Source organism: Mycobacterium sp. C31M, from assembly GCF_053345865.1.
This window is the reverse complement of the sequence record NZ_JBKFAX010000032.1, coordinates 25,108-42,444: the sequence shown is the minus strand read 5'-3', so window position 1 is coordinate 42,444 and position 17,337 is coordinate 25,108. Positions and strand designations below refer to the sequence as shown.

Sequence of the window (17,337 nt, the reverse complement as noted above, 5' to 3'; positions counted from 1 at the left end):
CATCAACGCAAACGTCGCCGCGGTCTGCACCGTCTCCGGAACACTCACCACCGCAACCGAGACCAGGATCTTTTCGAGCTCCGCACACTTGGCCGGACTCGTGTACTTGCCGGCTTGGCGCAGCGCGTCACGGATCACCGTGATGTGCCCGTCGGTGATCGTGGCATCGGCCAACGCCGCCGCACACCCCGGCAACAACGGCGCCAACACCTGCCCGTCCATGGCGTGGCGCGGCCCCAACTCCTTGGCGGCCTTGACCCGCCGACCCGCCTCCGCCTCGGACAGCCGCATCCGCGTCGAGAGCACATCGGCCCAGGTTTTCCCACCGATCTCGTGCGCGGTGGCCCGATCCATCAACGTCGCCAGGATCCGGTGATCAACCGCCGCATCGGCGCGGGCACGTTCTTCGCGATCGGACTGGATCGCCAACAACTCCGCGGTATCAAAACACGTGAAATCGGCATCCAACAACGCCTTCACCGATGCAGCGCGGTCGGCCAGCGCATGCTGCACCGCTTCCCGACTCGCCACCGCATCCGACTCCATGACCTCAACATATGCGCGACCACCGACAAAACAGGTCGACATGTGACACCAGAGACCAACGGGGCCAAAGAAACTCGAGTCGCTCGAAAGTCGCTCGCAGATGGGCACTTTCAGCGCCACGTGGGCACTTTCAGTGCCAAGCTACATCGAGCGCGAAAGCACCCGACCGAACTGCAGCAGCCGTTCCATCTGCGCCAGCCCGCCGTTGTCGACGGTCTTGGTGTACCGGAAGGACTCGCAGTACAGATCGCTGTCGGTGACCGAGGTCCGCCGCGCCCGGGTGATCAGCTGGGTGTACATCCGCAGCCGCACCTCGGCGAGCCGCCGCGTGCCGTCGGCCAGGACGTCGAACTGGGTGCTCAGGATGTGATCGCTGATGGTCGACAGCAGGATGGTCCGCACCGAGGAGGTCAAGGTCCGGCGATCGTCGTCGTAATCGTCATCGGCGCGCCAGAGGATCAGCCGCAGCCCGTCGGTGGCCACCACCTCCTGCCACAACGCCGTGCCCCAGGACTCCTCGGACTCCCCTCGCGACATGATGAACGCCGCGATGCCCGGGAACTCGACCACCGAACGCAGCTGATCGAGCGCCAACTCAGGATCACGCAGGTACACATTCGCGGCGTCCTGCAAGCTCATGTACGGCGCCCAGTCCTGCGGCACGCTCATCGGTCGCTCACTACTCCGAACTCTGAGATGGCCGCAGCGCCGCGGCGGCCGCCCGAATCTGCGGGGTCACCAACATCACCTGCCCGAGCACACCGTTGACGAAGCCGGGCGAGTCATCGGTGGACAGTTCCTTGGCCAGTTCGACGGCCTCGTCGACGGCCACCGGCTCCGGGACGTCCTCGGCGTGCAGCAGCTCCCACACCGCGACCCGCAGGATCGCGCGGTCCACGGCGGGCAGCCGGTCCAACGTCCAACCCTGCAGATGTGTGGCGATCAGATCGTCCACGTGCGCGGCGTGTTCGGTGACACCATAGGTCACCGTCACGGTGTACGGGTTCAGCGGCGAGATATCGGCTTGGGTGTGCGACAGGGCATTACGCCCGTCGGCCGCCTCCGCAGCGGTGATCCCCCGTGCCTCCGCCTCGAACAGCAGGTCGACGGCACGCTTACGAGCCTGATGGCGACCCTTGTCGCCCTTACGGTCAGACATGATGTTCAGGCGTTGACGCGGCCCAGGTATGAGCCGTCGCGCGAATCCACCTTGAGCTTGTCACCGGTGTTGATGAACAGGGGCACCTGCAGCTCGGCCCCGGTCTCCACGGTGGCGGGCTTGGTGCCGGCATTGGAGCGGTCGCCCTGCAGGCCCGGCTCGGTGTGGGTGACGACGAGCTCGACGGTCACCGGCAGCTCCAGGTACAGCGGCGCGCCCTCGTTGAACGCGATCTGCACGGTCATGCCCTCCAGCAGGAAGTCGGCCAGCCGGCCCACCAACGCCTCGGACAACGGGTTCTGCTCGTAGTCCTCGGAGTCCATGAAGACGAAGTCGGTGCCATCGCGGTACAGATAGGTGGCATCGCGGCGGTCGACGGTGGCGGTCTCGACCTTCACACCGGCGTTGAACGTCTTGTCGACGACCTTGCCGGACAGGATGTTCTTGAGCTTGGTCCGCACGAAGGCCGGGCCCTTGCCGGGCTTGACGTGCTGGAACTCGGTGATCTGCCACAACTGGCCCTCGATGTTGAGGACGAGTCCATTCTTGAAGTCGGCGGTTGATGCCACGGTGTGTACAGCTCCTAGATCAGGTGAGTACGGCCAGTTCCTTGGGGAACCGGGTGAGCAACTCGGGTTCGGGTGCGTCCTGGCTGCCGACGACCAGTGTGTCCTCGATTCGGACACCACCCCGGCCGGGCAGATAGACGCCGGGCTCCACGGTGACCGCAGCGCCAGCAAGCAGTGTACCGACGGCTGACGCGCTGATTCCCGGAGCTTCGTGTATCTGCAGTCCGACACCGTGACCGAGTCCGTGCCCGAAGTGCTCGGCATGGCCCGCATCGGCGATCACCTGACGTGCGGCACCGTCGACGGCCTGCAGGTCCGCCCCCGGCGCGACCGCCGCGCGGCCGGCCGCCTGCGCGGTCGCGACCAGGTCATAGATATCGCGCTGCCAGTCCGCGGCGTGGCCCAGCACGAAGGTCCTGGTCATATCGGAGTGGTATCCGGCGACCAGCGCGCCGAAGTCGATCTTCACGAAATCGCCGTCGGCCAGCACCGTGTCGGTGGGCCGGTGGTGCGGAATCGCCGAATTCGCGCCGGCGGCGACGATGGTCTCGAAGGACACCCCGTCGGCGCCGTGGTCGAGCATCAGCGATTCCAGTTCCCGTCGCACCTGCTTCTCGGTGCGGCCCGGGCGTAGACCGCCGGAGGCCAGCAGATCGTGCAGGGCGGCATCGGCGGCCTCGCAGGCCAGCCGCAGGATGGCGATCTCACCGGCATCCTTGATCTCGCGCAGCTTCTCGACCATGCCGGCCGCTCGGACGAATTCCAGGCCGTCCCCGGCGCGCTCCAACAAGGTGAATCCGTCGACGGTCACCACGTGGCTCTCGAAGCCGAGTCTCCGCACACCGGCGGCGGCCGCGCGGCCGGCCAGGCACGGTCCGCAGGCCCGCTCGATGACCAGTTCGGCATCCGGTGCCTGCGCGGCGGCCTGCGTTACATATCGGCCGTCGGTTGCCAACACCGGCGTGTCTTCGTCGACGCGCACCAACAGGGCCGCGTTGGAACCGGTGAATCCGGACAGATAACGCACATTGACCAGGTCCGTTACCAGCATGGCGTCCAGTTCGGCGGCGGCCAGCCGACGTCGCAGCCGGTCCCGGCGCTGAGAAATCGTCACGGTAGATGACGCTACTCGCTAGGCTGTCCGCTCATGAGCAAGTGGTTGCTGCGCGGACTCGTGTTTGCCGCGCTCGTCGTGGTGCTGCGATTGATCCAGGGCGTGCTGGTGGATTCGTTCCCGACACAGGCAGGCTGGATCAGCCCCACACTGGGTCTGTTCCTGGCGATTCCGGTGTTGTTGTGGGCCTTCAGCGACGGCCGTGCCGATGCGCGGGCCCAGATCGACCCGGACCGCCGCCAGGACCTGGCCATGGTCTGGCTGGTGGCCGGCCTGATCGCCGGTCTGCTCGGCGACCTGGTCTGCTGGTTCATCGGGCTGTTCTACCCGGCGCTGTACACCGGCAACCTGCTCAGCGAGCTGACCTCGTTCGCGGCGTTCACCGCACTGCTGGTGTTCGTCGCCGGTGTCGTCGCGGTGACCATCGGCCGCTGGACGGTCGACCGCAAGGCCCCGCCGTTCGTGCGCCGTCGTGAGGGCGACGAGGACCGGGCCGACACCGACGTCTTCGCCGCCGTACAACCCGGGCCGGAAGAAACCGCCAAGTCCTAGAGGCGACGGCCTAGCGGGTGCCGACCACGGAGTAGGCCGCGGCCAGCAGCGTCGGGTCCGGCCCCTCCAGTCGGCCCGGCTTGGCGAGACCATCGAGCACCACGAACCGCAACACCCCGGACCGGTTCTTCTTGTCGCCGGCCATGTATTCGAGCAGCTGCGGCAGCGCATCGGTGTCATAGGTGGTCGGCAGACCGAGTGCGGCCAGCACCCGGGCATGCCGGTCGGCGGTGTCATCGTCCAGACGCCCGGCGAGGCGCCCCAGTTCGGCCGCGAACACCAGCCCCACCGACACCGCGGCACCGTGGCGCCACTTGTACCGCTCGCGCCGCTCGATGGCGTGCGCCAGGGTATGTCCGTAGTTCAGGATCTCGCGCAGCGCGGATTCCTTCTCGTCGGCGGCCACCACCTCGGCCTTGACCGCGATGGCACGCCGAATCAGTTCGGGCAGTACCGATCCGGCCGGGTCCAGTGCAACCTCCGGATCGGCCTCGATGAGGTCGAGGATCACCGGGTCGGCGATGAATCCCGCCTTCACGATCTCGGCCATCCCGGCCACGATCTCATTGCGCGGCAATGTTTCCAGCGTGGCCAGATCGACGAGCACCGCCAGTGGCTGATGAAACGCACCGACCAGGTTCTTGCCCGCGTCGGTGTTGATGCCGGTCTTACCGCCGACCGCGGCGTCCACCATGCCCAGCAAGGTTGTCGGCACGTGCACGATGTCAACCCCGCGCAGCCAGGTCGCCGCGGCGAAGCCGGCCACGTCGGTGGCCGCGCCGCCGCCCAGGCTGACGATCGCGTCCCTGCGTCCGATCCCGATGCGCCCCAACACTTCCCAGATGAAGCCGACGACGGGCAGTTCCTTGCCCGACTCGGCGTCCGGGATCTCGATGCGGTGTGCGTCGACACCGAGGTCGGCCAGGTGCTCCCGGATCGCCTCGGCGGTCTGCGCCAGGGTCGGCTGATGCAGGATGGCGACCTTGTGCCGGCCGGTCAGGGTGCGGCCCAGATCCGCCAGCAGACCGGTGCCGATGATGACCGGGTACGGCCGGTTGACCAGAACATCCACGGTGACGGGTTCACTCATTGCGCGCCTCTGCTCGTTTGGCCAACGCCGCCGGGGTGGGCGGGGCGTCGGTGGTCGGTGCGGGATTCAAGATGGTGGGGCCGCGCCGCCAGGCCGGCCGGCGCCGGCGCCGCGGGCGGGCTGGGCCGCAGCCCTGCAACCGGGTGACGATATGGCGCACCACGGCACCGGGATTGCGCCGGTTGGTGTTCACCCGCATGGTGGCCACCTCGCGGAACAGCGGGACCCGTTGGTCCATCAGCGACCGGTACTTCTCGGCCGGGTCGTCCCCGGCCAGCAGCGGCCGCGCACTGCCCGCGGTCCGCCGAACACCTTCTGCAGCACTGATTTCCAGGTAGATGACGGTGTGCCCGGCCAACGCCTCACGCACCGCCGGGGTGGTCACCGCACCACCGCCGAGGGATATCACGCCGTCGTGTTCGGCCAGGGCGGTGCGCACCACGTCGGCCTCGATCTGACGGAAGCCGGCCTCACCCTCGGTGAAGATCTCCGCGATACTCCGGCCGGTGGTCTCCACGATCGCAACATCGGTGTCCAGCAACGGAACTCCGAGTGCCTTGGCCAGCCGCCGTCCGATGGTGGACTTGCCGGATCCCGGCATGCCCACCAGAACAGCCTTGGGTGCCATGGTTATCCCGCCTGAGCGGGTTCGCGCTCCGCAACGGCACGCAGATAGCTCTCGATATTTGCCTTGGTCTCGGCCAGCGAGTCCCCACCGAACTTCGCCAGTGCGGCCCGGGCCAGCACGAGGGCGACCATGGTCTCCACGACCACTCCGGCGGCCGGGACGGCACACACATCGGAGCGCTGGTGGATGGCGACGGCCTCGTCACCGGTGGACATGTCGACCGTCGCGAGGGCGCGCGGCACCGTGGAGATCGGTTTCATCGCCGCACGTACCCTCAGCTGCTGCCCGTTGGTCATGCCACCTTCCAGGCCGCCGGCCCGGTTGGTGGAGCGGATGATGCCGTCCGGCCCGGGGTAGATCTCGTCGTGGGCGACGCTGCCGCGGCGGCGCGCCGTCTCGAAACCGTCGCCGATCTCGACGCCCTTGATGGCCTGGATGCCCATCACGGCGGCGGCGAGCTGGCTGTCCAGTCGATCGTCCCCACTGGTGAATGAGCCCAGCCCGACGGGCAGGCCGGTGACCACCACCTCGACGATGCCGCCGAGGGTGTCACCGTCCTTCTTGGCCGCCTCGATCTCGGTGATCATGGCTTCCTCGGTGTCCTTGTCGAACGCCCGCACCGGGCTGTCGTCGATGGCGGCCAGATCCTGCGGCAGCGGCGGCGGACCGTCATAGGGCTTGGACGCACCGATCGAGATGACATGCGAGACGACCTCGACCCCGAGCGCCTGCTGCAGGAACGCCCGGGCGATGGTGCCCGCGGCGACGCGCGCCGCGGTCTCCCGCGCGCTGGCGCGCTCCAGCACCGGGCGGGCATCGTCGAATCCGTACTTGAGCATGCCCGCATAGTCGGCGTGGCCGGGACGCGGCCGGGTCAGTGGCGCGTTGCGGGCGGCATCACCGTCGAGCTGGTCGGCGGGCACCGGGTCCGAGGCCATCACGGTCTCCCACTTGGGCCACTCGGTATTACCGATCTCGACGGCGATCGGGCCACCCAGGGTGCGACCGTGGCGGACTCCGGCCAGCAGTGTGACCTGGTCCTTCTCGAACTTCATCCGGGCGCCGCGGCCATAACCGAGGCGGCGGCGCTGCAGCTGGGTGGCGATATCGTCCGAGGTGATGGACAGCCCGGCGACCATCCCTTCGAGCATCGCCACCAGGGCGCGGCCGTGGGATTCACCAGCAGTAGTCCATCGCAACACGGGAGCCATTCTCCCATAACCTGTTGTTCGGATTTGTCATGCCAAAGCCAGCGCGCAGGCCGCCGCGCTCGCCAGGCACATCGACGGACCGTGCGGCACGGGTTGGCGGCGCCCGAGGACCGACGCCGTCAGCGCCCACAGGGCAGTCAACAGTGGGGCGCCGATGGCCGCCAGCGTCCAGACGTCCATCCCGAATGCTCCGGTGAGCGCACCCGATCCGAGTGCGAGCTTGACGTCACCAGCCCCGAGATCGGTCGGGGCCACCAGATGGATCAGCAGATACAGGCCGAAAAGGACCACTGCACCCAGCAGCGCCGGCCAGCCCCGCCCGCTCAGCACGGCGACGGTGAGGATCACCCCGGCCCCCGGCAGGGTCAGCACGTTCGGCAACCGGTGCTCACGCAGGTCGTACAGACTGAGGAGCGTCAGCCAGATTCCGACGGCCACCAACCCCATGGATCGAGGCTAGGTCGCCGCCAGGGCCGCTCTCATCACTTCTTCGGGGGCCGGCATCCCGGTGAACTGCTCGACCTGGGCGATGGCCTGGTGCAGCAGCATCTGCAGACCCGAGATCACCCGTCCGCAATCGGCTGCGACGGCCGCGGCGAGCGGGGTCGGCCAGGGGTCGTAGAGCGCATCCAACAGCACCGGGACACCCGCGACGGTGTTCGCGTAGCTGCCGCCGACGTCGGCGGGCAGTGTGCTCACGGCGACGTCCAGACCGGTGACCGCCGTACCGAGCTCGACCCAGCGGATGTTCAGCCCCAGGCGTTCCCCGACGGCCAACAGGGGCGCCGCCTTGTCGGGGTTGCGGGCCACCACCGAGATGTCCTGCACGCCCAGGCGCGCCAGTCCCGCGACCGCCGCGGGTGCGGTACCGCCGGAGCCCAGGACCGCGCCGTGCCGCGGGTCGACGACCTCGGCGCACAGTGCGCCGACGACGCCGTCGATATCGGTGTTGTCGGCCCGCCAACCCGTGGCGGTGCGCAGCAGGGTGTTGGCGGATCCGACCATCGCGGCGCGATCGGTGACCTCATTGGCGACCGCCAGGGCGGCGAACTTGCCCGGTTTGGTGATCGACAGCCCGACCCATTCCGGGCCGAGCCCGGCGACCAGTCCGGGGAGCTGCTCGGCGGCGCATTCGATGCGGTCGTAGCTCCAGGTGGTCAGCCCGAGGGCCCGGTAGGCGGCCAGGTGTATGTCCGGGGACCGGGAGTGCGAGATCGGTGAACCGAGTACGGCGAGCCGCCGTACCTCAGCTCGTACGTCGGCGGGCCGACTATCTGGCACTGTCCAGGACACCGTTCTGCAATGCCAGTTCGATATTGGCCAGGTGCTCTTCGTAATCGCGGGTGAAGTTGGTGGTCCCCTGCAGATCGACGGTGACGAAGTAGAGCCAGTCCCCGATCGCCGGATTCTCGGCCGCGGAGACCGCCGGGCCACCGGGCGAGCAGATCGGTGTCTTCGGCAGCCCCAGCGAGGCGTAGGTGTTCCACGGTGTCACCCGCGCCCGGTCGGCATCGGTGGTGGCCACCTCGGTGCGGTCCAGCGAGTAGTTGACGGTGGAGTCGAACTCCAGTTTCCGGTTCTCGGCCAGTCGGTTGTAGATGACCCGGGCCACCTTGGAGAAGTCCTGCGGCTTGGATTCGCGCTGCGTCAGCGAGGCGACGATGAGGACCTCATAGGGGGTGATGTCGGCGGCGGTGGCCGCATCCAGCAGCCCGTTGGCCTCGTACAGCGCTGTGCTCGAGCCGATCAGTGCGGCCAGGATGTCCTGCGCCGAACCCGACGGATCGACGTTCCAGCTGCCCGGCGCGATCAGGCCCTCCAGCCGGCGATGGTCACTGCCCATCGCGTCGATGCCCGGCGTCGCCCAGACCGGCACCGACAGTGCGGTGGGATCCGCGGTGCCGGCGGCCTGCTTCAGATCGTCGGCGGCCACACAGGTGCGGTCGCCGTCGAGGTCAACACAGGACGCATTGGAGATCAGCGTCAGGATTCCCTCGGTCACCGCGTTGGTCCTGACGTCGGCGACGTCGTCGAGCTGACGGCCCTCCGGGATGACCAGCTGACCGACGCGGTTGGCCGGGTCGGCCAACCGCTCCACAGCACTCGCCGCCGGAATCTCGGTGCGCACCTTGTAGAAACCGGGCTGGATGGCCGCGATCGCCGGGTTGGACGCGGCGGCCGTCACGAAGGTCTGCGCCGAGGACACCACGTTCTGCTGCTGCAGGGTCTGGCCGATGGCGGTGGTGGTGTCGCCCGTGTGCACCTCGATGACGACATCGTCGACACCGTCACCGGCGAAGTCGTCGGTGGAACCGAACATGTTGTGCCACAACCGTGATCCGACGAACACCGCGCCAACGACGACCACCACCAGGATCACCACGGCCAGGCCGGTGTACCACCGGCGGCGTCGCGCCAGCCGCCGGGCCCGCGCGCGGCTCGCCCGGTTCATCCGGCGACGCGGCGGTCCGACGGCGATCGGCTCATGGCGATCTTCGGCCCAATGCTCGCTTGGCTCGCGATCCCACTCGTCATTCATCGGCAACCCTTAATGCGGACCTGCGTTGGTCCAACCAGATCTGCAGAATTCCCACTGCTGCAACCTGATCGACCATGGCCCGCTGGTTCTTGGCGCGTACGCCTGCATCGCGCAGCGCCCGTTGTGCACTCACCGTGGTCAGTCGTTCATCGGCCAGCCGCACCGGTATCGGTGCGATCAGCTCGGCCAGCTTGTCGGCCACCTCGATGGCGTCCTGCGCCGACGAGCCAGAACGGTCCGCCAGGGTACGCGGCAGGCCGACGATGACCTCGACCGCGCCCACGTCCTGCACCAACGCCACCAGCCTGCGCAGGTGGCGGCCGGTCCGCTCCCGCTTCACGGTCTCGATCGGGGTCGCCAGGATCCCGTCCGGGTCGCTGCCGGCCACGCCGATCCGCACGGTGCCCACGTCGACACCCAGCCGTCTACCCCGCCCCGGATCATCGGGACCGGGCCGGTCGGGGCCACGGGAAGCGGGATCGGCCACGCCGCTAGCTCCGGGCGATCTCTGCGCGCAGCGCGGCCAATGCCGCGTCGATGCCCGCCGCCCCCTTGCCGGAACCCTGTGCCAGATCGGCCTTGCCACCCCCGCGGCCGTTCACCGGACCGCCGAGCACCTTCACCAGGTCCCCGGCCTTCAGACCCAGATCCTGGGCACCGGCGTTTACTGCGACCACGAACGGCACGCTGTCCTCGTCGCCCTCTGTTATCAGGGCCACCACCCCGGCCTGGGAGCCCAGCTTGCCCTTGATATCGCCGACCAGGCTGCGCAGGTCGGCGGCCGACACACCGGACATCCGCTGCGCGACCAGCCGGACCTTGCCGACCAGCTCGGCGCCGGCGGCGGCATCGGCAGCGGCCGCGCGGGCGCCGGCCAAGCGCACCTTGTCCAGTTCCTTCTCGGCGGCGCGCAGCCGTTCGATCAGGTTGGCCACCCGGCCCGGCACCTCCTCCGAAGGCACCTTGAGCGACGAGGCCAGACCGGCCATCAGGGCGCGTTCCTTGGACAGGTGCCGGAAGGACTCCAGCCCGACATAGGCCTCGACCCGGCGCACACCGGAGCCGACCGAGGATTCACCGAGCAACGTCACCGGACCGATCTGGGCGGAGCTGCGTACGTGGGTGCCACCACACAGTTCCAGCGAGAACGGGCCGCCGATGTCGACCACCCGGACCACGTCGGGGTAGTTCTCGCCGAACATCGCCATGGCGCCCATGGCCTTGGCCTTCTCGAGTTCGGTGTTGAAGGTGTTCACCTGGTAGTCGGCCTGGACAGCCTCATTGGTGACCTCCTCCACCTGGGCACGCTGCGCGTCGGTCAGGGCGCCCTGGAAGTTGAAGTCGAACCGCAGGTATCCGGGGCGGTTCAGCGAACCGGCCTGAACGGCGTTGGGACCCAGTACCTCTCGCAGCGCGGCATGCACCATGTGGGTACCCGAGTGGCCCTGGGTGGCACCGTGTCGCCATTTCGCGTCGACCGCGGCGGTGACAGTGTCGCCCTCGACGAACTCACCGGATTCCACCCGGACCCGGTGCGCCCACAGCGTCTTGGCGATCTTCTGCACGTCGGTGACACCGGCCTGCGCGGTCGCCGACGACCCGGTCCCGGAGATGGTGCCCTCGTCCGCGATCTGACCGCCGGACTCGGCGTAGAACGGGGTCCGGTCCAGGATCAACTCGACCACCCGGGACTCTTGGCCCTCGCCACCGTGGCTGACCACGGGCACCCGCACACCGTCGACGAAGATCCCGAGAACCCGGGCCTGCGAGGACAGTTCGTCGAAGCCGGTGAACTCGGTGGGCCCGCCGTCGACCAGGTCGCGGTACGCCGACAGATCGGCATGGGCCTGCTTGCGCGACGCGGCATCGGCCTTGGCCCGTTGCCGCTGCTCGGCCATCAGGCCGCGGAAGCCCTCCTCGTCCACCGACAGGCCCGCCTCGGCCGCCATCTCCAGGGTGAGGTCGATCGGGAATCCGTAGGTGTCGTGCAGCGTGAACGCATCCGAACCGGACACGACCGTGTTGCCCGCCGACTTGGTGGCCTGCGCGGCATCGTCGAACAACTTCGAACCGGCCGCCAGCGTCCGGTTGAACGCGGTCTCCTCGGCCACCGCGATGCGGTGGATGCGGTCGAAGTCGGTGACCAGTTCCGGGTAGGACGGTCCCATCTCGTCACGGACGGTGACCATCAACTCGCTCATGATGGGCTGCTCGACACCGAGCAGTTTGGCCGCGCGGATGATGCGGCGCAGCAGTCGGCGCAGCACGTAACCGCGACCCTCGTTGCCGGGGGTGACACCGTCGCCGATGATGATCGCCGCGGTACGGCTGTGGTCACCGATGATCCGGTAGCGCACATCGTCGGTGTGGCTGCCCTGGCCGTATCCGCGGGGAGCGTATTCGGCAACCTTGTCGATGACGGGCCGGACGAGGTCGGTCTCGTAGACGTTGTCCACACCCTGCAGCAGGCAGGCGATGCGCTCGACACCCATGCCGGTGTCGATGTTCTTGCGCGGCAACGGGCCCAGGATCTCGAAGTTGTCCTTGCTGGTGCCCTCACCGCGCTCGTTCTGCATGAAGACGAGATTCCAGATCTCGATATAGCGGTCCTCATTGGCCTCGGGCCCACCGTCGACGCCGTATTCGGGTCCGCGGTCGTAGTAGATCTCCGAGCACGGTCCGCACGGGCCGGGGATGCCCATCGACCAGTAGTTGTCGGCCATCCCGCGGCGCTGGATGCGCTCCAGCGGCAGTCCGGCGACCTCCTGCCACAGCCCGATCGCCTCGTCGTCATCGAGATAGACTGTGGCCCAAAGCTTTTCCGGGTCGAACCCGTAACCACCGTCGTCGACCGAGTTGGTCAACAGGGTCCAGGCCAGCTCGATGGCGCCCTTCTTGAAGTAGTCCCCGAAGGAGAAGTTGCCGGCCATCTGGAAGAAGGTGTTGTGCCGGGTGGTGATGCCGACCTCGTCGATGTCCGGCGTGCGGATGCACTTCTGGACGCTGGTGGCCCGGTCGTACGGCGGGGTGCGCGCGCCCAGGAAGAAGGGCACGAACTGCACCATGCCGGCATTGACGAACAGCAGGTTCGGGTCGTCGAGGATCACCGAGGCGCTGGGCACCTCGGTATGTCCCGCCTTCACGAAATGATCGAGGAAGCGTTTCCTGATCTCGTGTGTCTGCACGTGCTGCTGTCCTTACGGTTTAACCTGCGAATACAACGACCCGACCACAGTACCGTTTGGGAATCTCAGCCCGACACGAAGCTCAGTCGCACCGATCGGCGCGGGTTGTCCCTGTTCAGATCCACCAGCACGATGCTCTGCCAGGTGCCCAGCAGCGGTGTGCCATCGCCCACCGGCACGGTGACCGACGGGGACACCAGGCCGGGCAGCACGTGATCGGCGCCATGGCCGGGTGAGCCGTGTGCATGGCGGTAGCGGCCGTCGCGCGGCAGCAGACGCTCCAGCGTGTCGATCAGGTCGTCGTCGGAGCCGGCGCCGGTCTCGATGACCGCGATGCCCGCGGTGGCATGCGGGACGAACACATTGCACAGCCCGTCACCTCTGCCTGCACAGAACCGCTCCACCTCGGTGGTCAGGTCGACGAAACGGCGGCGCGAGGTATCGAGATCGAGGACTTCGGTTTGCACGATTCGAGCCTACGAGCAGCTTCTGGAATTGACACAGGCGTTTATTGCCGATCGGGCGAGGGTACTTCTGCGGCAATCGAACACAACACGGAGGAATCATGACCGTCACCGGCATCTTCACCGCAGTTCTGATCGGCATCGTGGTCGGCGTCCTGGGCCGGCTCGTCCTTCCCGGTAAACAGAAGATCGGCATGCTGCTGACCATCCTGGTCGGCATCGTCTCGGCGCTCGTCGGCACCGCGCTGGCCCGGGCCATCGGTATCCCGACCGCGACCGGCGGGGTGGACTGGCTCGAGCTGCTGGTCCAGGTACTTGTCGCCGCAGCGGGCGTCGCACTGTTGACCGCCCTGATGGATCGACGCCGGACCGGGCTGTTCGGCAGCCGCCGGTCGGGCATCCTGCGCTGACAGCGCACCCAAGACCGACCATTGTGTACCGGGCGCGGCCGGAGGACAGTTGATGTCACCGGCCGCGCCGCCGGGGCGCTGCCCCGTTCTGAAGGGGGTGGATCGTGTTCGCACGCTCTACCACGGTGATGGCGCGTATCGATTCCATCGATGCCGGCGTCGCCTATGTCCGTGACGAGGTCATGCCCGCAGTCCAGGAGATGGCCGGCTGCGTCGGGCTCTCCTTGATGGCAGATCGCAAGACCGGCCGATGTATCACCACCACGGCCTGGAACAGTGCCGAGGATATGTACGCCAGCGCCGACGCTGCGATGACACTGCGGACCCGCGCCGCCCAACTGTTCGGAGCGCCCGCCACCGCCGAGCACTGGGAGATCGCGGTGCTGCACCGTGAGCACAGCTCCGATCCGGGGGCCTGTGTCCGGGCGACGTGGGTGACGGTGCCACCGAACCTGTTCGACGCCGGGATCGAGTACTACCGCAGCGCGGTGCTGCCCCAGATCGAACATCTGCCCGGGTTCCGCAGCGCCAGCCTGCTGGTCAACAAGGCCGGTGGACGCGCAGTGTCCTCGGTGTCGTTCCACAGCCGTGATGCCATGGAGTCCAACCGCGAGCTGGCCTCGACGCTCAAGGCCGAGTCGGTCCGGGCCGCGGGTGCCAGCGCCGTCGACGATGACGAGTTCGAACTCGTCATCGCCCACTTGCGGGTACCGGAGCTCGTCTGAACTACAGCGTTGCCAGCAAGGCGTCGAGCTTCACATAACCGTCGGTCATGCCGCCCTCCATGCCCGAGGACAGCAGCGCGTCGCGGGCCTCGGTGTTGGGACAGATGGACCGGCCGCGCAGCCGGGATCGGCCGTCACCGAGATCGTCGAACCAGAGGAACTCGATGTTGACCATGTCCGGGGCGCCCTCGAACTCGAAGGTCTGCAGGATGAACTCGTCGTCCCGCACGGTGTGGAAGGTGCCGTTGAAGGAGTAGGTGCCGCTGTCGTCGGAGTGCGAGTACCGATATCCGCCGTGGCTACGGAAGTCCCACTCGCCGATCTGCATGGTCAGCCCGTGCGGGCCCACCCACTGGGTGAACAGGTCCGGGTCGGCGTGCGCGCGGAACAGCGCGGCCACCGGCGCGTCGAAGTCGCGGCTGAACTCCATGGCCAGGGTGTCCACGGGGGCGGTGAGGTCGAGTGCCTTGGTCACGATGTCTCCTTGTCGGTGAGCGAGGCCAGCAGGTTGTCCAGCCGGCGGTAGTTGCGTTCGGCGTCCAGCCGGTATTTGTCGATCCACTCGGTGAGTCGTTCGAGGGCGACGGCATCCAGATGCACCGGACGCCGTTGCGCCTCCCTGCTGCGAGTGACCAGACCGGCCTTCTCCAGTACCTGAATGTGTTTGGACACCGCCTGTTTGGTGATGTCGAACGGTGCGGCCAACTCGTTGACCGTGGCCGGCCCGCGGGCCAATCGGGCGACCATGGCACGTCGCACCGGATCGGCCAACGCCAGGAACGCGCGGTCCAGATCGTCATCGAGCATTCCCATGATCAACCTTTAAGTTGGACAACTAATTGGTTGATTAATACTATCAGCGACGCCGCCCGAATGGTCAAGGGTTCTGCCGACCCGGCGTTACCGCCCGCGGCGGATGATGGCCCGCAACTTCTCCACCCTGGTCGAGATCTCACGCTCCATGCCGTAGCCGGTCGGCCGGTAATAGTCGACACCCACCAACTCGTCGGGCGGATACTGTTGAGAGGCAACACCTCCCGGTGCATCATGGGCGTACTTGTAGCCCACCGCATTACCCAGCTTCTGTGCACCCGCGTAGTGTCCGTCCCGCAGATGCGGCGGTACCAGACCGGCCTTGCCCGCCCGGATATCGCCCATTGCCGCGCCGATGGCCACGGTCACGGCGTTCGATTTGGGGGCGGTCGCCAGATGCACCGTCGCGTGCGCCAGCGTCAGCTGCGCCTCCGGCATGCCGATCAGCGCGACGGTCTGGGCGGCCGCCACCGCAGTCGGCAGCGCCGTCGGGTCGGCCATCCCGATGTCCTCGCTGGCCAGGATCAACAGGCGGCGCGCGATGAATCGCGGGTCCTCCCCCGCAGTCATCATCCGGGCCAGATAGTGCAGGGCGGCATCGACATCGGAGCCCCGCACCGATTTGATGAACGCGCTGATCACGTCGTAGTGCTGGTCGCCGTCGCGGTCGTAACGTACCGCCGCCTGATCCAGCGATTGCTCGACCACCTCGACCGTGATGGTGCCGCCTGGGCCGCCGGAGGTTTCCGCCGCGACCTCCAGCGCGGTCAGCGCCCGGCGCGCATCGCCGGCCGACAGCTTGACCAGCAATTCCAGCGCATCGTCGTCGAGCGCGACCTTGCCGGCGAGTCCGCGCTCGTCGGCGGCCGCCCGCTGCAGCACGGTCCGGATGTCGTCTGTGGTCAACGGCTGCAGTTGCAGGATCAGCGACCGTGACAGCAGCGGCGCCACCACCGAGAAGGACGGGTTCTCGGTGGTCGCCGCGACCAGCAGGACCACCCGGTTCTCCACCGCCGCCAGCAGCGCATCCTGCTGGGTCTTGGAGAACCGGTGCACCTCGTCGATGAACAGCACGGTCTGCTGCCCTCGGATAGCCGCACGCCTGGCCTCGTCGATGACGGCACGCACCTCCTTGACCCCGGCCGACAGTGCCGAGAGCGCCTCGAACCGGCGGCCGGTGGCACCCGAGATCAGCGAGGCCAGTGTGGTCTTGCCGGTGCCGGGTGGGCCGTACAGGATGACGCTGGCCGCACCGGACCCCTCGACCAGACGCCGCAATGGCGAACCGGGTTTGAGCAGGTGCTGCTGGCCGACGACATCGTCGAGGGTGCCCGGTCGCATCCGCACAGCGAGCGGGCTGGCGGTCGCGGGCAGGGCATCACCGGGCGGTGCATCACCCGGCATGTCGAACAGACTGTCGGCCACACCCCAACGCTAGTTGGTGGCCGGCGCCGTCACGAAGTCGATCAGTTCCTCGACCCGCCCGATCAGCGCCGGCTCCAGGTCATTCCAGTCGCGCACCCGTCCGCGGATCCGCTGCCAGGCCCCGGCGATATCGGCCTGATCGGCATGCGGCCAGCCCAGCGCGTCGCAGACCCCGTGCTTCCAGTCCGTTCCGCGCGGGATCACCGGCCACGCCGTGCGGCCGATCCGTTCGGGTTTGACGGCCTGCCAGATATCGATGAACGGATGCCCGACCACCAGGACGTCGTCACCCGCCGACCCATTTCCCGTCGCTCCGCTCGCCCCAGCCCGCATCACGTCGGCGGCGATCCGCGATTCCTTGGACCCCTCGACCAGGTGGTCGACCAGCACACCGAGTCGCCGCCCGGGTCCGGGCCGGAACTCTTGGACAATGGCGCGCAGGTCGTCCACCCCGCCGAGGTACTCGACGACGACACCCTCGATGCGCAGATCCGCGCCCCACACCTGTTCGACCAGTTCCGCGTCGTGGCGGCCCTCCACATAGATCCGGCTGGCCAGTGCCACCCGCGCCTTGGCACCGGCCACCGCGACAGATCCAGACGCGGTGCGCGCAGGTGCCGCCGGGGCCCGCTTCGGCACCGTGAGGATCACCGGTCGCCCGTCGACCAGGAATCCCGGTCCCAACGGGAACGACCGGATCAGCCCCTTGCGATTCTCCAGGTCCACCCGGCCGTTCTCGATGCGGACCACGGCGCCGACGAACCCGCTGGTCGGATCCTCGACCACGAGGCCGCGGTCGGCGGCCTGCTCGGTGGAACGAACACGCTTGGGCGTATGCGGATTTCGGGACAGGATGTCGGAGCCATATCGATCGGTCACGCGGGCGATCCTAGGAAGCTCCGCCACG

At 67.9% G+C, this 17,337-nt stretch carries 20 protein-coding genes and 1 pseudogene; 3 read left to right on the top strand and 18 right to left on the bottom strand.

Translation table 11 applies throughout. The features are described from left to right. The 5 genes from ACLBYA_RS30980 to ACLBYA_RS30960 all read right to left on the bottom strand — a co-directional run. On the bottom strand, positions 1-546 hold a 546-nt coding region (locus ACLBYA_RS30980; RefSeq protein WP_447713307.1), incomplete at its 3' end, for a DUF222 domain-containing protein. A 141-nt stretch (positions 547-687) separates the two neighbouring features. Further along, a complete protein-coding gene (locus ACLBYA_RS30975; RefSeq protein ID WP_447713306.1) occupies positions 688-1,215 on the bottom strand; it encodes a hypothetical protein in 528 nt (175 codons plus the stop codon). A gap of 10 nt (positions 1,216-1,225) precedes the next feature. After that, positions 1,226-1,705: a transcription antitermination factor NusB gene (nusB, locus tag ACLBYA_RS30970; protein WP_447713305.1), complete on the bottom strand. Its 480-nt coding sequence runs from the start codon at positions 1,703-1,705 to the stop codon at positions 1,226-1,228. A 5-nt stretch (positions 1,706-1,710) separates the two neighbouring features. Continuing rightward, positions 1,711-2,274: an elongation factor P gene (gene efp, locus ACLBYA_RS30965; RefSeq protein ID WP_447713304.1), complete on the bottom strand. Its 564-nt coding sequence runs from the start codon at positions 2,272-2,274 to the stop codon at positions 1,711-1,713. 19 nt (positions 2,275-2,293) lie between these two features. Beyond that, positions 2,294-3,388: a M24 family metallopeptidase gene (locus tag ACLBYA_RS30960; RefSeq protein ID WP_447713303.1), complete on the bottom strand. Its 1,095-nt coding sequence runs from the start codon at positions 3,386-3,388 to the stop codon at positions 2,294-2,296. Between the two features lie 33 nt (positions 3,389-3,421). Between ACLBYA_RS30960 and ACLBYA_RS30955 the strand changes: the two genes are divergently transcribed. Then, positions 3,422-3,940 carry a B-4DMT family transporter gene (locus ACLBYA_RS30955; RefSeq protein ID WP_447713302.1) on the top strand — a complete coding sequence of 173 codons (519 nt, stop codon included), beginning with the start codon at positions 3,422-3,424 and terminating at the stop codon, positions 3,938-3,940. A 10-nt stretch (positions 3,941-3,950) separates the two neighbouring features. On the opposite strand, the gene aroB is transcribed toward ACLBYA_RS30955, so the two are convergent. The 9 genes and pseudogenes from aroB to ACLBYA_RS30910 form a co-directional block, all read right to left on the bottom strand. Beyond that, a complete protein-coding gene (gene aroB / locus ACLBYA_RS30950) occupies positions 3,951-5,030 on the bottom strand; it encodes a 3-dehydroquinate synthase (RefSeq protein ID WP_447713301.1) in 1,080 nt (359 codons plus the stop codon). Between the two features lie 118 nt (positions 5,031-5,148). Next, positions 5,149-5,658 (bottom strand): annotated as a pseudogene (locus ACLBYA_RS30945) (shikimate kinase); the annotation flags it as partial. A 2-nt stretch (positions 5,659-5,660) separates the two neighbouring features. Beyond that, on the bottom strand, positions 5,661-6,860 hold the full coding sequence (aroC, locus tag ACLBYA_RS30940) for a chorismate synthase (RefSeq protein WP_447713300.1): 1,200 nt from the start codon (positions 6,858-6,860) through the stop codon (positions 5,661-5,663). Positions 6,861-6,896: 36 nt separating this feature from the next. Continuing rightward, on the bottom strand, positions 6,897-7,316 hold the full coding sequence (locus ACLBYA_RS30935; protein ID WP_447713299.1) for a prepilin peptidase: 420 nt from the start codon (positions 7,314-7,316) through the stop codon (positions 6,897-6,899). 9 nt (positions 7,317-7,325) lie between these two features. Continuing rightward, positions 7,326-8,150 (bottom strand): shikimate dehydrogenase, encoded by an 825-nt coding sequence (locus tag ACLBYA_RS30930; RefSeq protein WP_447713298.1) that lies wholly within the window; start codon positions 8,148-8,150, stop codon positions 7,326-7,328. Continuing rightward, positions 8,140-9,408, bottom strand: a complete 1,269-nt coding sequence (locus ACLBYA_RS30925) for an endolytic transglycosylase MltG (RefSeq protein WP_447713297.1) — start codon at positions 9,406-9,408, stop codon at positions 8,140-8,142. The genes ACLBYA_RS30930 and ACLBYA_RS30925 overlap by 11 nt, the downstream gene beginning before the upstream one ends. Continuing rightward, a complete protein-coding gene (ruvX, locus tag ACLBYA_RS30920) occupies positions 9,401-9,895 on the bottom strand; it encodes a Holliday junction resolvase RuvX (protein WP_447713296.1) in 495 nt (164 codons plus the stop codon). Before ruvX ends, ACLBYA_RS30925 begins: the two co-directional genes overlap by 8 nt. A 4-nt stretch (positions 9,896-9,899) precedes the next feature. Continuing rightward, the gene (gene alaS, locus ACLBYA_RS30915; RefSeq protein ID WP_447713295.1) at positions 9,900-12,593 is read right to left on the bottom strand and encodes an alanine--tRNA ligase; all 2,694 of its coding nucleotides are present in this window, start codon (positions 12,591-12,593) and stop codon (positions 9,900-9,902) included. A 65-nt stretch (positions 12,594-12,658) separates the two neighbouring features. Continuing rightward, positions 12,659-13,060 carry a secondary thiamine-phosphate synthase enzyme YjbQ gene (locus ACLBYA_RS30910; RefSeq protein ID WP_447713294.1) on the bottom strand — a complete coding sequence of 134 codons (402 nt, stop codon included), beginning with the start codon at positions 13,058-13,060 and terminating at the stop codon, positions 12,659-12,661. A 98-nt stretch (positions 13,061-13,158) separates the two neighbouring features. Between ACLBYA_RS30910 and ACLBYA_RS30905 the strand changes: the two genes are divergently transcribed. Together ACLBYA_RS30905 and ACLBYA_RS30900 are read left to right on the top strand one after the other, a co-directional pair. Then, positions 13,159-13,467: a GlsB/YeaQ/YmgE family stress response membrane protein gene (locus ACLBYA_RS30905; RefSeq protein WP_447713293.1), complete on the top strand. Its 309-nt coding sequence runs from the start codon at positions 13,159-13,161 to the stop codon at positions 13,465-13,467. Between the two features lie 104 nt (positions 13,468-13,571). Beyond that, complete coding sequence (locus ACLBYA_RS30900; RefSeq protein WP_447713292.1) at positions 13,572-14,192, top strand: hypothetical protein; 621 nt, start codon at positions 13,572-13,574, stop codon at positions 14,190-14,192. 1 nt (position 14,193) lies between these two features. On the opposite strand, the gene ACLBYA_RS30895 is transcribed toward ACLBYA_RS30900, so the two are convergent. The 4 genes from ACLBYA_RS30895 to ACLBYA_RS30880 form a co-directional block, all read right to left on the bottom strand. Then, the gene (locus tag ACLBYA_RS30895; protein WP_447713291.1) at positions 14,194-14,667 is read right to left on the bottom strand and encodes an SRPBCC family protein; all 474 of its coding nucleotides are present in this window, start codon (positions 14,665-14,667) and stop codon (positions 14,194-14,196) included. After that, the gene (locus ACLBYA_RS30890) at positions 14,664-15,005 is read right to left on the bottom strand and encodes an ArsR/SmtB family transcription factor (protein WP_447713290.1); all 342 of its coding nucleotides are present in this window, start codon (positions 15,003-15,005) and stop codon (positions 14,664-14,666) included. The genes ACLBYA_RS30895 and ACLBYA_RS30890 overlap by 4 nt, the downstream gene beginning before the upstream one ends. An 87-nt stretch (positions 15,006-15,092) precedes the next feature. Next, positions 15,093-16,409 (bottom strand): replication-associated recombination protein A, encoded by a 1,317-nt coding sequence (locus ACLBYA_RS30885; protein ID WP_447713309.1) that lies wholly within the window; start codon positions 16,407-16,409, stop codon positions 15,093-15,095. Between the two features lie 30 nt (positions 16,410-16,439). After that, positions 16,440-17,309, bottom strand: coding sequence for a DUF3097 domain-containing protein (locus tag ACLBYA_RS30880; RefSeq protein ID WP_447713289.1), 870 nt, complete (start codon positions 17,307-17,309; stop codon positions 16,440-16,442). Positions 17,310-17,337: the final 28 nt, after the last annotated feature.

Coding starts and splice junctions, on each gene's coding strand:
- ACLBYA_RS30935 (WP_447713299.1), bottom strand. CDS start 7,316: ATGGGGTTGGTGGCCGTCGGAATCTGGCTGACGCTCCTCAGTCTGTAC.
- nusB (WP_447713305.1), bottom strand. CDS start 1,705: ATGTCTGACCGTAAGGGCGACAAGGGTCGCCATCAGGCTCGTAAGCGT.
- ACLBYA_RS30925 (WP_447713297.1), bottom strand. CDS start 9,408: ATGAATGACGAGTGGGATCGCGAGCCAAGCGAGCATTGGGCCGAAGAT.
- ACLBYA_RS30885 (WP_447713309.1), bottom strand. CDS start 16,409: ATGCCGGGTGATGCACCGCCCGGTGATGCCCTGCCCGCGACCGCCAGC.
- ACLBYA_RS30955 (WP_447713302.1), top strand. CDS start 3,422: ATGAGCAAGTGGTTGCTGCGCGGACTCGTGTTTGCCGCGCTCGTCGTG.
- ACLBYA_RS30890 (WP_447713290.1), bottom strand. CDS start 15,005: ATGGGAATGCTCGATGACGATCTGGACCGCGCGTTCCTGGCGTTGGCC.
- ACLBYA_RS30905 (WP_447713293.1), top strand. CDS start 13,159: ATGACCGTCACCGGCATCTTCACCGCAGTTCTGATCGGCATCGTGGTC.
- aroB (WP_447713301.1), bottom strand. CDS start 5,030: ATGAGTGAACCCGTCACCGTGGATGTTCTGGTCAACCGGCCGTACCCG.
- ACLBYA_RS30975 (WP_447713306.1), bottom strand. CDS start 1,215: ATGAGCGTGCCGCAGGACTGGGCGCCGTACATGAGCTTGCAGGACGCC.